Origin of the sequence: Limnohabitans sp., from assembly GCF_030158565.1 — a bacterium.
Classification (GTDB): Bacteria; Pseudomonadota; Gammaproteobacteria; order Burkholderiales; family Burkholderiaceae_C; genus Limnohabitans_A.
This window is the reverse complement of sequence record NZ_JAOASQ010000020.1, coordinates 51,359-66,858: the sequence shown is the minus strand read 5'-3', so window position 1 is coordinate 66,858 and position 15,500 is coordinate 51,359. Positions and strand designations below refer to the sequence as shown.

Here is a 15,500-nt window from a genome sequence, read left to right as displayed (position 1 = left end):
GCACCTTTCCCCTCTGTCACCCCGGGCGAAGACCCGGGATCCACCAGATTCATCACAGAGATGACAGCCGCACCTTTTCCCTCTGTCATCCCGGGCGAAGACCCGGGATCCATCTGCGTGGACCTCAATCCCCGTCACAATAAGGCCTATGCACATCGAAGAAAAACCACCGTTTGACACGCCCTTTGAATGGATTGGCGGCGAGGACCGCGTGCGTGCCCTGGTGGACCGCTTTTATGACCTGATGGACCTGGAGCCCGCTTACCAAGCGCTGCGCGCCGCACACGGCAGCACCTTGCAAGACGCTCGCGACAAACTCGCGTGGTTCTTGTGTGGCTGGCTCGGCGGCCCGGACCATTACATCGAGCGCTTTGGCCACCCACGCCTGCGCATGCGGCACATGCCGTTTTCGATCGGCATTCTTGAGCGCGACCAATGGCTGGCCTGCATGGACCAAGCCATGGGCGAGACCGGGGTCGATCCGGTGCTGCGCGAACGCCTGAGCAAAAGCTTTTTCCAAACCGCCGACTGGATGCGCAACCGCGGCGCCTGAGCGTCCGATCCGCCAACCACCCTCATCAGGACCGCCGGTGAAAATCAATTCCCTCCAAGACCTCAAGAAGGTCCAGAAACAACTGGCCGAGGCGCACGAAAAAGCCCAGGCCGAAGCCGCTGCCCGCGCCGCCGCAGCGCGCCAGCGTGAAGCCGAAAACAACCTCTTTGCACGTGCCGTGGGCGTGGTAAAGCGCATGCCCGACACCGTGCGCGCACCGGCCCTCAAAACGAATGTGGCACCAGTGGCCAAGCAACGCCAAAAAGACGAAGAAGCCGTCTTGCGCGATGCGCTCAGCGACGAGTTCGATGTCAGCACCTTGCTCGACACCGACGAGATGCTCAGCTTTCGCCGCCCCGGCATTGGGCGCGACGTGACGCACAAATTGCGCAAAGGCGATTGGGCCATCCAGCGCGAAGTTGATCTGCACGGCCTGCGCAGCGAAGAAGCCCGCGTGGTGCTGGCCGAATTCATCCGCAACGCCCACCGCCAAGGCCTGCGCTGCTTGCGCGTGGTGCATGGCAAAGGCCTGGGTTCGCCCGGCAAGACGCCGGTGCTCAAGTCCAAGGTGCACAGTTGGCTGGTCCAGAAAAACCAGGTCATGGCCTTTGTGCAGGCCAAACCCGCCGAGGGTGGGGCAGGGGCCTTGGTCGTGCTGCTCAAGCCCGCAGGTTGAGCTTCCCGATCGCATTCAGAGGTTTTCATGTCTGCTTATTTGATCGGTGACATCCAAGGCTGTGACGCCCCCTTGGAGCGCTTGCTGCAGCAAATCGATTTTTCCCCCAGCCGTGACCAGCTTTATGTGTTGGGTGACTTGGTCAATCGCGGTCCGGACTCGGCAGGGGTGCTGCGCCGCCTGATGGCCATGGGCGCATCGGTGCAATGCGTGCTGGGCAACCACGACCTGCACCTGCTGGCCGTGGCCGAAGGTGCCAGCACCAGCAAGCGCTTGGACACCTTGGATGACGTGTTGCAAGCCCCAGATCGCCAAGCCTTGCTCGATTGGTTGCGCCACCAACGCATGGCCATTTTTGAGCATGGCATCTTGATGGTCCATGCGGGCGTGCTGCCCGCCTGGACGGTTGAAAAAACACTGGCCTTGGCCGCCGAGGCCGAAGCCGTGTTGCGCGGCCCACACTTGTCTGCATTTCTGCACCAGATGTACGGCAACCAGCCTGATGCCTGGCGTGAGGACCTGCAAGGCACAGACCGCTTGCGCGTGATCGTCAATGCCCTGACGCGCTTGCGCTTTTGTTCGGCAGACGGCGTGATGGAATTCAAGGCCAAAGAGGGCGCAGATGCCGCGCCCGAAGGCTTCATGCCCTGGTTCGATGTACCGGGCAGACAAACGGCCCATGTCCCGGTGGCTTTTGGCCATTGGTCCACCCTGGGCTGGCTGAACCGCCCGGACGTGCTGGCGCTGGACACCGGCTGCTTGTGGGGCGGCTGCCTGAGCGCGCTGAAACTCGCTTCGACTGGCGCGCACGAACTGGTGCAAGTCAAGTGCGCTCAAGCGCAAAGCCCCGTTTAGATCCTATTCAAACGTTGGATAGCCACGTCGCTGCGCTCCTCGCAACGAATTGCTGTTAGCGCGAGCCCGACTTTCCGTCATCGTGAGCAAAGCGCGGCGATCCAGCAGAGGCTGTCACACATCCTTGGCACAATGGCGGCATGGACTTTTTGTTGATTGTTTTTCTCACCCTGCTCAACGGCGTTTTCGCCATGTCAGAGCTGGCGCTGGCTTCGAGCCGCAAGGCACGCCTGGCCGCCATGGACGAGGCGGGGGACAAGGGCGCGCAAGCCGCGCTCAAACTGCTCGAAGAACCCACACAATTTCTGTCCACCGTGCAAGTGGGCATCACCTCGATCGGCGTGCTCAACGGCATCGTGGGCGAGGCCGCTTTCAGTGCAGGATTGGCCCAATGGCTGGTGCAATGGGGCCTGAGCACACCGGCCGCCAGCGTCAGTGCCACCGCCATCGTGGTCACGCTCATCACCTTCACCACCATCATCTTTGGCGAGCTGGTGCCCAAACGCATCGGCCAGCTCTACCCTGAGGCCGTGGCCCGTGTGGTCGCCCGGCCCATGGCCTGGCTGGCCAAAGTGGCGGGTCCGTTTGTCCGACTGCTTTCCTTGTCAACCCAAGGCATGCTCAAACTCATGCGCATCGACAGCAAAGGCAGCCAGGAAGTCACTGAAGAAGAAATCACCGCCAGCTTGGCCGAAGGCGTCAGCGCTGGCCTGATTGAAGAGCACGAACACCAGATGGTGCGCAACGTCTTTCACCTGGACGACCGGCCCTTGACCTCGATGATGACCCCCCGAGGCGACATCCAATGGCTCGACGCCAACCTGACCACCCCCCAAGCCATGGCCCGCATCAACCAGATGCGGGTGGACGGCAACCACTCCTGGTACCCCGTCTGCCGCGAAAACTTGGGGCATGTGCAAGGCGTGATCAGCGTCTCGCAACTGCTGTCCCTGCCTGCCGACGATGAGCACACCCTGGAGCACTATGCCCAGACGGCGCACTTTGTGCCCGAAACCCTGACCGGCATGGAACTGCTGGAACAAATGCGCGACCAACCCAGCCGCATGATGTTTGTGGTCGACGAATACGGCGAAGTGCAAGGCCTGTTGACCCCACTCGATTTGCTCGAAGCCATCACCGGCGAACTCAAACCCGACACTCAAACCGAAGCCTGGGCTACCCAGCGCGCCGACGGCAGCTGGCTGCTTGACGGCCTGATGCCTGTGAACGAACTCAAGTCCCGGCTCGACATCAAGGATTTACCCGCCGAAGACAAAGGCCGGTACAACACACTGGCTGGATTGCTGCTGTATGTATTGGGCCAATTGCCTGTGGAAGGGCAATGCATTGATTTGGGTGAATGGCTTTTTGAAATCGTCGATTTGGATGCCCGCCGCATCGACAAAGTATTGGCCACACGACTGGCATAAACCCAAGATAATCACCCGATAAATAAAATATTCAGAATCTTGATTTAAATCGGTTATATTCACGCATCTTTTATTTCCATTCAGGAGTTGTCATGACCCAAAGCTATAAAGACCTGCTGCAACAACGCGAAGCCTTGGAGCAAGCCATTGCCGCAGCCCGCCAACGCGAAATCTCTGAAGCCGTCGCCAAAGTCCGCGAATTGGTGGCCGAATTCGGTTTGACAGCGCAAGACATCTTCCCAGGCCGTGGCGCCAAAGCCGCTGGCAAGCCCGTCAGCAAAGTCGCCGCCAAATACCGCGACCCAGCCACCGGCCAAACCTGGACTGGCCGTGGCAAAGCCCCTAAATGGATCGACGGCAAAGACCGCAACCAATTCGTGATCGCCTGAATTGGTGGCCATTCGGCCATGGCCGCAAAGCCATAGCCCTGAAACCCCGCAACAGCGGGGTTTTTTACGCCTCTTAAATATCAAAAATGATAAGCATTCGGCGTTAAAATACATAATCGAAAAACCCCGATAGCACTGGCCAACCCGCATTCACCATGACCCTTGCGTCAAACGATAATCTCCCGATTGAAGAAAATCCGGGGCAAGACCGCTGGTACTTGGCCTATACAAAACCGCGTCAAGAACAAATCGCACTGGTCAATCTGGAGCAGCAAGCGTTTGAAGCCTATTTGCCGCTGTACAAAAAATTCAAAAAAACCGAGCAAGGCCCCGTGGCGCTGTTTGAGCCCATGTTCCCGCGCTACATCCTGTTTCGCCCCAGCCGACCAGAGCAAAGCATCTCCGTGGTGCGCAACACCAAAGGCATCGCCACCATCGTGCGTTTTGGTTTTGAGCCCGCCTTGATCAACGACGAACTCGTGCGTCGCATCCGCTTGCTCGAAGAAGACCGCAACCACGCCACCTTGCTTGAATTGAGCAACCTCAAGGCAGGGCAAACCGTGCGCCTGAAGCACACGGCCTTGGGCGGCATCGAGGGCCTCATCCAAAGCGTCTCCAGCAAACGAGTGGCTGTTTTGCTGGAGATCTTGGGACGCCCCACTGTGGTGCAGGTGGAGCACCACCAGGTCGAAGTGACGGACCACTGACTGGATTGCCACGTCGCTTCGCTCCTCGCAATGAATGCGGTTTGTCATCGCGAGCCTCATCTTTGTCATCGCGAGCGAAGCGTGGCGATCCAGCCCCGCCCCAGTCGTCAGGCAAAGCCACTAAAATCTCGAACCATTTAGAACAGAACGCAGTCCTTTGTCCTCATCCACCCCCAACAACCCACAGCCACAGCACATTGCCATCATCATGGATGGCAACCGCCGTTGGGCCAAAAAGCGCTTCATGCCTGCGGCCTTGGGCCACGCGGCAGGGGCCAAGCGGGTGCGTGACATCGTCAAAAGCTGCGCCGAAATGGGCATCCCCCACCTCAGCCTGTTTGCCTTCAGCACCGAAAACTGGAAACGCCCCGAAGAAGAAGTCTCCAGTCTCATGAACCTGTTCATGACCTATTTGCAAAAAGAGGTCGACAGCATGAACGCCAACGGTGTGCGACTCAAAGTGGTGGGCGACACATCGCGCTTTTCTCCGGCGCTGCAAGAGCTCATCGCCCGTGCCGAAGCCACCACCGCCAACAACCAGGCCATCACCCTCACCGTGTGTGCCAACTACGGCGGTCGCTGGGATGTGATTCAGGCCGCCCAAGCCTGGCAAAAAGCCCACCCCGGCCAAAGCCTCCAAGACCTGACGGAAGAAGCACTGGCCTCGCACCTGAGCACCGCCTACGCTCCCGAGGTAGACCTGCTCATTCGCACCGGGGGCGAATCGCGCATCAGCAACTTCATGCTCTGGCAAGCGGCCTATGCCGAGCTCTATTACACCGACGACCTCTGGCCCGACTTCACCCCCAAGCGCCTGGCCAAAGCCATCGACTGGTTCCAGCACCGCGACCGCCGCTTCGGCTCTTCCGCACCTCTCTGACCCGAGCAAGTCGGCCGCTTCAGCGTCGACCCATCAAGCATTCAAATGTCCTATGCGTCCGAGGCATTCGCTCTTGGGGCATGGCAATACCTGAAACAAGGTATTTCTACAAAGAGTATTTGATTACCAAAGCGCTCCTTGTAAGCAAGCGGCCAATGCACTCAAGATTACAATCATCTGTTTTACCCGTCTTGCAGTTTCTCGGGCAAAAAACTGTCTTCATAGTTTTTCATCGCAGGTTCATTCAACAGTGATGGACTGCGGTAGCCTGTCCGTCTCATATTCCTCAGCTCAAAAATGACCATCCTCGTCACCGGCGGTGCCGGCTTCATCGGCGCCAACTTTGTTCTTGATTGGCTTGCTGGTTGCGATGAACCTGTGGTTAACCTCGACAAACTCACCTACGCCGGTAACCCCGAAACCCTGGCCAGTTTGCAAGGCGACAAGCGCCACATCTTTGTGCAGGGCGACATTGGCGATGCTGCATTGGTCACTCGCCTGCTGGCCGAACACCAGCCCCGAGCGGTGGTCAACTTCGCAGCCGAAAGCCACGTCGACCGCTCCATCCACGGCCCCGGCGAGTTCATCGAAACCAACATCATGGGCACCTTCCGCCTGCTGGAGTCGGTGCGCGGTTATTGGATGGGTTTGGCCGATGCGCCCAAAGCCGATTTCCGCTTTCTGCACGTCTCGACCGACGAGGTCTACGGCTCGCTCAGCAAAGACGACCCCGCCTTTGCCGAAACCAACCGCTACGAACCCAACAGCCCCTACAGTGCCAGCAAAGCCGCATCCGACCACCTGGTTCGCGCTTGGCACCACACCTACGGCCTGCCCGTGCTGACCACCAACTGCAGCAACAACTACGGCCCCTACCACTTCCCTGAAAAGCTCATCCCCCTGATGATCGTCAACGCTCTGGCCGGCAAAGCCCTGCCCGTGTACGGCGACGGCATGCAAGTGCGCGACTGGCTCTACGTGAAGGACCACTGCAGCGCCATCCGCACCGTGCTCCAAGGTGGCCGCTTGGGCGAAACCTACAACGTCGGCGGCTGGAATGAAAAGCCCAACATCGAGATCGTGCAAACCGTCTGCAAGCTGTTGGACGAAATGCGTCCCAAGGCCGACGGCAGCAGCTACGCCAGCCAGATCACCTACGTGACCGACCGCCCAGGCCACGACCGCCGCTATGCGATCGACGCCCGCAAGCTTGAAAAAGAACTCGGCTGGAAACCCGCCGAAACCTTTGATACCGGCATCCGCAAAACCGTGGAGTGGTATCTGGCCAACCCCGACTGGGTGGCCCACGTGCAAAGCGGCGCATACCGCGACTGGGTTCAAAAACAATACAACTGACTTGTCATTGCGAGGAGCGCAGCGACGTGGCAATCCAGTTTTCTTGTCAGTTGCGAGGAGCGCAGCGACGCGGCAATCCATAGTGGAGCAAGCACAGCAACTGGATTGCCACGCTTCGCTCGCAATGACAAAAAGACTGGATTGCCACGCTTCGCTCGCAATGACCAACCAAAGAAAATTAAATGACTAACCGCAAAGGCATCATCCTTGCCGGAGGCTCCGGCACCCGTCTGTACCCCGTCACACAGGCCGTGAGCAAACAGCTCATGCCGGTGTACGACAAGCCCATGGTTTATTACCCGCTGACCACGCTCATGCTGGCGGGCATCAAAGACGTGCTGCTCATCAGCACCCCACAAGACACCCCGCGTTTTACCGAGTTGCTTGGCGACGGCAGCCAATGGGGCATGAACATCCAGTACGCCGTGCAACCCAGCCCTGATGGCTTGGCGCAAGCCTTCATCATCGGCAAAGACTTTGTGGGCAAGGACCCCAGCGCACTGGTCTTGGGCGACAACATCTTCTACGGCCACGACCTGGTCAAGCTGCTAGCCAGCGCCAACCAGCGCACCACGGGCGCCAGCGTGTTTGCCTACCATGTGCACGATCCAGAGCGCTACGGCGTGGTCGACTTTGATGACCAGCAACGCGCCAAAAGCATCGAAGAAAAACCCAAAGCCCCCAAGAGCAACTACGCCGTCACGGGCCTGTACTTTTACGACCAACAGGTCTGCGACATCGCCGCCGACATCAAGCCATCAGCCCGTGGCGAGCTCGAAATCACCGACGTCAACAAACGGTATCTGGAGCTGAACCAGCTCAACGTCGAAATCATGGGCCGAGGCTACGCCTGGCTCGACACCGGCACGCACGACAGCCTGCTGGAGGCCGCAGGCTTCATCGCCACACTGCAAAAGCGCCAAGGTCTCATGGTCGCCTGCCCCGAAGAAATCGCCTTCCACCAAAAGTGGATCAACGCCGAAACGCTGCAAAAACTCGCCCAGCCCCTGGCCAAAAACGGCTACGGCCAATACTTGCTGAACCTGCTCAAATAAAACTGGATCGCCACGCTCCGCTCGCCATGACACAAGCCAGTCATTGCAAGGGGCGAAGCGATGTGGCAAACCAATACCCCCATGCCCTACACCATCACCCCCACCCACATCCCCGACGTCCTGATCCTCGAGCCCAAAGTGTTCGGCGACAGCAGAGGCTTCTTTTTTGAAAGCTTCAACCAGCAAGACTTCAAGCAAGTCACCGGCCTGGATGTGAACTTTGTGCAAGACAACCACAGCCGCAGCGCCAAGGGCGTGCTGCGTGGCCTGCACTACCAGCTGCAACAAGCCCAAGGCAAGCTGGTGCGCGTGGTGCGCGGCGCCGTGTTTGATGTGGCGGTGGACATCCGCAAAAGCTCCCCCACGTTTGGCCAATGGGCCGGGGTTGAGTTGACCGAAGACAACCACAAACAATTCTGGGTGCCGCCAGGCTTCGCACACGGCTTTGTGGTCCTGTCCGAAACCGCAGACTTCTTGTACAAAACCACCGACTACTACGCCCCCGCGCACGAGCGCTGCATCGCCTGGAACGATCCGGCCATCGGCATCACCTGGCCCCAAGGCATGACGCCACAACTCTCGGCCAAAGACCAAGCGGGCTTGACGCTGGCGCAGGCTGAGGTGTTTGCCTGATGCAAAACTTTTCGGCATCTCCCCGCGAGATGGTCGCCAGCCTTTGGCGCAACAAAGGCTTGATCCGAAACCTGATTCACCGAGAAGTCGTGGGCCGCTACAAAGGCTCCATGCTCGGTATCTTCTGGTCGCTGGCCACGCCCATCTTCATGCTGGCGGTCTACACCTTCGTGTTCAGCGTCGTCTTCAAGGCCCGCTGGGGCGCAGGCGGCAGCGACTCCAAAACCGAATTCGCCCTGGTCCTGTTTGCCGGCCTGATGATCTTCAACCTCTTTTCTGAATGCGTCGGCAGTGCCCCCGGCCTGGTGCTGGCCAACGTCAACTACGTCAAGAAAGTGGTTTTTCCACTCGAAGTGCTGCCCTGGGTGCGCATGGGCAGCGCACTGTTTCACTTTGCCGTCAGCCTGGGCGTTTGGCTGGTGGCTTATCTGGCTTTATTTGGCATACCGCATTGGCAAGTGTTGCTGCTGCCATTCGTGCTGATTCCGCTGGTGTTGTTTGTCATGGGCCTGAGTTGGGCCCTTTCTTCATTGGGCGTGTACCTGCGCGATGTGGGCCAAATCATCGGCCTGGTCATCACCGTGCTGATGTTCTTGACGCCGATTTTTTACCCCGCATCGTCACTGCCCCCAGCCTACCAACCGCTGATGTTTTTCAACCCCCTCACGCCCCCCATCGAAATGGCGCGTGATCTGCTCTATTGGGGCCAGCTGCCCAACATGACGCTGCTGGCGCTGTATGCCGCAGGCTCGCTGGCCTGCGCCCTGCTGGGCTTTGCCTGGTTCCAGAAGACCCGCAAAGGATTTGCCGATGTCCTCTGAGCACACCACCCCAGACAGCATCGAATACGCCATCGAAGTCAATGGCCTTGGCAAGTGCTACCAGATCTACGAGAAGCCCAGCGACCGCCTCAAGCAAATGCTGATGCGCGGACGCAAGCAGTACTACAAAGAATTCTGGGCACTCAAAGACGTCAGCTTCAAGATCAAAAAGGGCGAGACCGTCGGCATCATTGGTCGCAACGGCTCGGGCAAGTCCACCTTGCTGCAAATGATCTGCGGCACCCTCAACCCCACAGGGGGCGAAGTCAAGGTCAATGGTCGCGTGGCCGCGCTGCTGGAGCTGGGTGCGGGCTTTAACCCTGAATTCTCGGGCGTCGAAAACGTCTACATGGCGGCATCGCTCTATGGCCTGAGCAAAGAAGAAGTCGATCAGCGCTTTGACGCCATTGCTACCTTTGCCGACATTGGCGATCACATCCACCAACCGGTCAAAACTTATTCCAGCGGCATGTATGTGCGGCTGGCCTTTGCGGTGATTGCGCACGTGGATGCAGACATTTTGGTGGTGGATGAAGCCCTTGCGGTTGGTGATGCCTTCTTTACTCAGAAATGCATGCGCTTTCTGCGGAAGTTCATGGAGCAGGGAACGGTCTTGTTTGTGAGCCATGACACCGGGGCGGTCATAAATTTGTGCAAACGAGCGGTCTGGTTAAACAGCGGTCGTTTAATGAGATTGGGTAGCCCCAAAGTAATTGCCGAGGATTATTTGGCCTCGCTCTATAAGGGAAGCGAGAAAAATACTGACTCTGTGGATAGCGACAAAGTTGTCGTGATAGAGAAGACGGGTAATACCGAACTAGAGGACAGTGAGATTGTCGAACCTGCGGGAAATTATTTTGCTGACTTTATGGTTTTTCGCTTTAATAAAGATAATGCCAGGGCCTTCGGAGAAGGTAAGGCGAAAATCATAGATGTTAAAATTTTTGATAAGCAGAAAAAATATGCCAATCAATATAGTGGTGGTGAGATTGTAACTTTGAAAATAACGGCCCAAGTAAAAGAGAATATATATCAACCAATTATTGGATTTTCGTTCAAAGATAGACTCGGGCAAGTGTTGTTTGGCGAAAACACATATGCGGCTTATGCTGATAAAAATGTTGGTGCATCTAAAAATGATTCGTTGGTTGCGGAATTTGAATTCGCAATGCCAACACTGCCGCCTGGGGATTACAGTGTTTCTGCGGCAATTGCCACGGGCACGCAGCAAGATCACGAGCAGCAACACTGGATACATGATGCACTGGTGATCAAATCAATTACTAGCTCTGTATCGACAGGCCTAGTGGGCATCCCAATGCGAAAAATTAAACTTGAATTGGAAAAATAAATGGCGCATGAGCAGCAAAGAGACTTTTGTAAAAGTGTGAAAGAGCGATTGCCGGAGTTTTTCAATGGAAGGCTGGTGGTCGACATTGGGTCGCTTGACATAAATGGCAGCAATCAATATTTGTTTGAAAATTCGGGGTATATTGGGGTTGACTTGTTTGAAGGCCGAAACGTAGATATAGCTTGTAAAGGGCATGAGCTTGCGATGCCTGACGAGTCGGTAGATGTGGTCATATCTACAGAGTGCTTTGAGCACGACTCACATTATGCGAAAACAATTAAAAATATATACAGAATGCTCAAGCCAGGGGGGTTGTTTGTATTTTCGTGTGCCACGACAGGCCGGCCTGAGCATGGTACGCGTAGAACGACGCCCGAGGATGCACCGTTTATACAATTGCTGGGTAATTGGGCCGATTACTACAAAAACCTTGAAGAATCTGACATTAGAGCAGTACTAGATATAGATGCAGCATTTGATAAATATGAGTTTTCATCTCAACATGAATCACACGACTTGTATTTTTGGGGGGTTAAAAAAGGTGAGTTGGCTGCAAGAAACGATTATTCGTTTCTTGTGGAAAGTGGGATCGCAGGAAAACTCCGCGCAGAACTAACGCGTACTGTAGGTGAAATAGAAGTCGTCAAAGCAGAAGCATTGAGCCTGAAAGACTCTTTGCGTGTTGCAGAGGCGAAGGCGCTTGGCCTTTTGAAAGAGAATGAGTGCTTAGTCAATCAAATAGAGCAGCTCAACGCCAAACAAGCAGAAGTCACACACTTAACCCATCTTGTATCTGCCATGCAAGGCTCACGTAGTTGGCGCTATACCGCTGCATTGCGGAAGGTGGCTAGCTTGGCGCGCCCACCTGTCAGATTCTTGCGGCGCATTAGGGCTGTCGCAACGCATACTGGAGGCTATGCAGCGCTAGTCTATAAAGTCATTAACCTTGGACGTGACCGAGGTTTTGGGGCTCTAATTAATCAGATTAGGTCGGATTTATTAATTGGCTGTAATTATGGCGATGCCTCGGGTCATCAAAATGAAAATTTGATCGAAGAGGGAGTTCAGGATTTAGTAGCTGCCAATGAGAGGGTTGTTCCATTATTGAACGCAAAACCGCTAGAAGAAAAAGAAATAAAGATAATTTGCTTTTATCTCCCGCAATTTCATACATTCTCAGAAAATGATAAATGGTGGGGGAAGGGGTTTACCGAGTGGACAAATGTTAGGCCTGCAAAACCACAGTATTTAGGGCACTACCAGCCCCACATTCCAGGTGAATTAGGCTATTACAACCTGCTGGATTCAAAAACCCAAATGCGACAAATAGAGCTCGCAAAACTATATGGAATTGAAGGGTTTTGCTTCTATTTTTACTGGTTTGCAGGTCATAGATTGATGGAGCAGCCAATATTAAATTATTTGAACAATGAATCTCTGGATCTTCCATTTTGTCTTTGCTGGGCAAATGAGAATTGGAGTCGAAGGTGGGATGGTTTAGATAGTGAAATATTGATTGCGCAAGCGCATAGTCCTGATGATGACTTGGATTTTATTTCACATGTCTCAATGTATTTTAAGGATAAGCGTTATATACGTATTGATGGGAAGCCATTACTTCTAGTTTATCGTCCTTCACTTTTGCCTTCGGCAAAGAACACGGTTGCACGTTGGCGCTCTTGGTGTAGGGATAATGGGATTGGTGAAATATATTTGGCATATACTCAATCATTTGATAGTGTCAATCCTTCTCGGTATGGGTTTGATGCTGCGATAGAATTCCCGCCGAACAATATGAATTTACCGAGTGTTACGCACAAGGTAAATGGAGTCGCTGAAAAGTTTTCTTCTTCGTTATTTGATTGGAAAGAGATGGTGCGGAGGAGTCGAAATTATTTGAATCCGGGTTACAAATTGTTCCGCGGTGTTAATCCTTCATGGGATAATACTGCGCGCAGAAAAAATAAAGGAAATATTTTATATGGAAGCAATCCAATCGACTATCAAGAATGGTTGCTGAATGCTCTTAATTATACAAAAAAAATATTTCCCTCTAAAGATGAGAGGATGGTTTTTGTTAATGCATGGAATGAGTGGGCTGAAGGGGCGCATCTCGAGCCAGATGAGAAATATGGGTATGCTTATCTTGATGCTACAAGGATGGCGCAAGTACGTGCCTTACCATATTTTCCCGATCGAAATAAATCAAATGATCTGGCTGTTGTTATTCATGTTTTTTATTATGATCTATTCGTTGAAATACTCGAAAATTTGGAAAGAATTAGAGATGTAAAACTAAAGCTTTTTATTACAGCAGATGCGAGTTGTTGTGAGCAAGTAGAACGACGGTTGCAGGATATTATGTTTGAATATAGCCTTATCTTGGTCGAAAATAAAGGGCGAGATGTGCTTCCGTTCTTGAAGGCGATGGATTTGGTTTGCGCTGAGGGCTATGCCAGCTTTTTAAAAATCCATACGAAAAAATCCAAGCACAGGGCTGATGGTGATGTCTGGAGAAAAGATTTGTATGCAAAACTGATGAGTCCTGACGTTATTAAAAATGTTTTGAGTTTGTTTGAAAATAACAAAAGGATTGGATTGGTTGCACCGTCCGGTCATTTGGTTGATATGGGTTATTATTTGGGTTCGAACCACGAAAGAATCGAAGCTTTGTCCGCCCGCATGGGCGTGAGGTTGGCTTCAGTGTTAAATTTAAAATTTGCGGCTGGTACGATGTTTATCGCAAGGTCTGATGCAATGATGCCCTTGATTAATTTGCACCTGTGCGATGAAGACTTTGAGAGTGAACTCGGACAAGTCGATGGTACGCTCGCGCATGCAATAGAAAGATTAATTTCTGTCAGTTGCTTCAGTAAAGGGTTCGAAATTTTTGATACCGATCTGGATCCGATTGAGAGCTCAGGTCGGAATTATAAATTTGCATCGGCTGGCGTTAATATTTGAAGGAGTTAAAATGAGCATGATTTGGGATACATTTCAGAAGGATGGCTTTTGCATTATCCGTAATGCAATTTCTAAGGAGTTAATATCTGCTGCAAACAATGCAATAGATAAATTTCGTGATGTAAATGATGAAAATCTAATCGAGCACGATCTTCTTGTTGAAGGGCTATTGCAGAGAGTTGTGAATTTACACTACTCTGTAAAACCATTGCAAAAAATTTTCATTGAAGCAATGGAGTTAGGCAGTGAGGTGGTAGATCAATATGGCGAAGCCACGTTGTACACATCACTTTTTTTTGAATTGGGGAGTCAGCAACCGCTACATCGTGATACGCCATATTTCTATTCTGGCGGTAATGGTGGATACATGGGTGTATGGGTTGCGTTAGATGATGTCGATGAACGTAATGGAGCGTTAATTGCTGTCCGAGGAAGTCATTTGTTGCCAGAACCTGATCTTGAAAAACTTAAAGAGCAATTCCATCCAAATAGCAAAGTTCCGCCATCATCAACTCCTCTTTTTAATGCATACAATGAAAAATTGATTGAAATGGCAAAAATTGCAAATTTAGAGGTGGTGACTTGTACCGTTCAAAAGGGAGATATGATAATTTGGAACCCTTCAACTTTACATGGTGGGTTAGAGCATATTGATAAAAAAATGACACGTAGGTCGTTTGTTATGCATATAACACCGAAAAATATGCCAATGCATCACATGGATTACTTCTTTGATAGAAGTAAAAAAATAAATAGCATTAGTCGTGAATACTATAAGTATTCAGGGCGACTATTCGGGGCTGGTAATGTAGTGGATTTTAGGCACATTAAGCAAATACCTGTCTCGCAACTTGGTATATACGAGGGCTGAGATGAGAGCGACAGTGCGGGTAACTAGGACAATTGCAAAGCAAGGGCCAGCCCTAAAGTCAAATTAGAACTGGTTGTTTGCCTGCGAATAGCGGTTCCTTGCCAGCTGCAGAACCTCTTCCAAGGAAATCGCTCAACACGAAGTTGAGCAAATTTTTGATGAAGTTCTTGGGCGGCCTCGCTAGCTGCGGGGCCCACATCAAGCACTGCCGCCATATTTGCATCGGTCCACTGCTTGAAACGCCCTTCAAACAGCGGTTTCAGTCGCCTGATCTGGGCGCTGAGCCCATTGTTCGATCCAATTACATTGCCCCCATGCTGGCGGTAAAGCAGGCATGGCTCGTCGTCAAACCACACTTCGCCACCCAAGGCGGTGGCCACTAGGTAAGTTGTCCAGTCGTGCCACACGCTGTGCTCGGGCTGGACTTTTTTTTGCGCAGCCAACACCGCCGGGTTCAACACCATTGTGTTGCCGCTGGCAATGTTTTGCACCAGCGCGTTGCCAAAGCTGGGCGGGCGGCGTATGCCGGGGCTCAGGCCAATGGGTTTGAGCTGTTCGTTCACAAACTGTGTTCGCCCGCAATACAAGCGCACGGGCTGCTGCAGGTGTTGCGCGTGCCACTGCACGGCCCGCTCCAGCTTGGTGTCCAGCCACACATCGTCCTGGTCACAAAAGGCGTACAAGTCTTGCTTGGTGTTTGCCGGGGCATGTTGTACAAGGTGGCAAAAGTTGCGGGTGGAAGATCCCTCGCACGGGCCTTGCAGCAGGGTAACGGTTTGCGGGCTGTTTTGCGCAAATGTTTTGACGATGTTCACCGTCTCGTCCGTTGATCCGTCGTCGCTCACGGTCAGCGTCCACTGGCTGTGCGTTTGCCGGGCTATGGACTGCAGTTGCGCTTGAAGGTAATTGGCCCCGTTGTAGGTGGCCAGCAGGATGTGGACGGTGGGCTGATATGGCAT

At 53.5% G+C, this 15,500-nt stretch carries 15 protein-coding genes; 14 read left to right on the top strand and 1 reads right to left on the bottom strand.

The window, feature by feature from the left end; all coding sequences use genetic code 11:
• The first annotated feature begins 148 nt into the window (after positions 1-148).
• The 14 genes from Q1W40_RS03345 to Q1W40_RS03280 all read left to right on the top strand — a co-directional run bounded on the left by Q1W40_RS03345 (position 149) and on the right by Q1W40_RS03280 (position 14,541).
• Positions 149-553: a group II truncated hemoglobin gene (locus tag Q1W40_RS03345; protein ID WP_300708856.1), complete on the top strand. Its 405-nt coding sequence runs from the start codon at positions 149-151 to the stop codon at positions 551-553.
• Positions 554-590: 37 nt separating this feature from the next.
• Positions 591-1,229 (top strand): Smr/MutS family protein, encoded by a 639-nt coding sequence (locus tag Q1W40_RS03340; protein WP_300708854.1) that lies wholly within the window; start codon positions 591-593, stop codon positions 1,227-1,229.
• Between the two features lie 27 nt (positions 1,230-1,256).
• Positions 1,257-2,084: a symmetrical bis(5'-nucleosyl)-tetraphosphatase gene (locus Q1W40_RS03335; protein ID WP_300708851.1), complete on the top strand. Its 828-nt coding sequence runs from the start codon at positions 1,257-1,259 to the stop codon at positions 2,082-2,084.
• A gap of 140 nt (positions 2,085-2,224) precedes the next feature.
• A complete protein-coding gene (locus Q1W40_RS03330; protein ID WP_300708849.1) occupies positions 2,225-3,514 on the top strand; it encodes a hemolysin family protein in 1,290 nt (429 codons plus the stop codon).
• A 92-nt stretch (positions 3,515-3,606) separates the two neighbouring features.
• Entirely contained in the window at positions 3,607-3,903 is a 297-nt protein-coding gene (locus Q1W40_RS03325; RefSeq protein ID WP_108324203.1) for an H-NS histone family protein, read from the top strand.
• A 155-nt stretch (positions 3,904-4,058) separates the two neighbouring features.
• Entirely contained in the window at positions 4,059-4,610 is a 552-nt protein-coding gene (locus Q1W40_RS03320) for a transcription termination/antitermination NusG family protein (protein WP_300708845.1), read from the top strand.
• A gap of 157 nt (positions 4,611-4,767) precedes the next feature.
• Positions 4,768-5,490 (top strand): polyprenyl diphosphate synthase, encoded by a 723-nt coding sequence (uppS, locus tag Q1W40_RS03315; RefSeq protein ID WP_300708843.1) that lies wholly within the window; start codon positions 4,768-4,770, stop codon positions 5,488-5,490.
• Positions 5,491-5,787: 297 nt separating this feature from the next.
• Positions 5,788-6,846 carry a dTDP-glucose 4,6-dehydratase gene (gene rfbB / locus Q1W40_RS03310; RefSeq protein ID WP_300708841.1) on the top strand — a complete coding sequence of 353 codons (1,059 nt, stop codon included), beginning with the start codon at positions 5,788-5,790 and terminating at the stop codon, positions 6,844-6,846.
• 182 nt (positions 6,847-7,028) lie between these two features.
• A complete protein-coding gene (rfbA, locus tag Q1W40_RS03305) occupies positions 7,029-7,901 on the top strand; it encodes a glucose-1-phosphate thymidylyltransferase RfbA (protein WP_300708839.1) in 873 nt (290 codons plus the stop codon).
• 81 nt (positions 7,902-7,982) lie between these two features.
• Positions 7,983-8,534, top strand: a complete 552-nt coding sequence (rfbC, locus tag Q1W40_RS03300; protein ID WP_300708860.1) for a dTDP-4-dehydrorhamnose 3,5-epimerase — start codon at positions 7,983-7,985, stop codon at positions 8,532-8,534.
• Entirely contained in the window at positions 8,534-9,355 is an 822-nt protein-coding gene (locus Q1W40_RS03295; RefSeq protein WP_300708837.1) for an ABC transporter permease, read from the top strand. Before rfbC ends, Q1W40_RS03295 begins: the two co-directional genes overlap by 1 nt.
• On the top strand, positions 9,345-10,706 hold the full coding sequence (locus Q1W40_RS03290; RefSeq protein ID WP_300708835.1) for an ABC transporter ATP-binding protein: 1,362 nt from the start codon (positions 9,345-9,347) through the stop codon (positions 10,704-10,706). The genes Q1W40_RS03295 and Q1W40_RS03290 overlap by 11 nt, the downstream gene beginning before the upstream one ends.
• On the top strand, positions 10,707-13,670 hold the full coding sequence (locus tag Q1W40_RS03285; protein ID WP_300708833.1) for a glycoside hydrolase family 99-like domain-containing protein: 2,964 nt from the start codon (positions 10,707-10,709) through the stop codon (positions 13,668-13,670).
• Positions 13,671-13,680: 10 nt separating this feature from the next.
• Positions 13,681-14,541 carry a phytanoyl-CoA dioxygenase family protein gene (locus Q1W40_RS03280; RefSeq protein ID WP_300708831.1) on the top strand — a complete coding sequence of 287 codons (861 nt, stop codon included), beginning with the start codon at positions 13,681-13,683 and terminating at the stop codon, positions 14,539-14,541.
• A 23-nt stretch (positions 14,542-14,564) separates the two neighbouring features.
• Here Q1W40_RS03280 and Q1W40_RS03275 read toward each other — a convergent pair whose 3' ends face one another.
• Positions 14,565-15,500 carry a glycosyltransferase family 2 protein gene (locus tag Q1W40_RS03275; protein ID WP_300708829.1) on the bottom strand — a complete coding sequence of 312 codons (936 nt, stop codon included), beginning with the start codon at positions 15,498-15,500 and terminating at the stop codon, positions 14,565-14,567.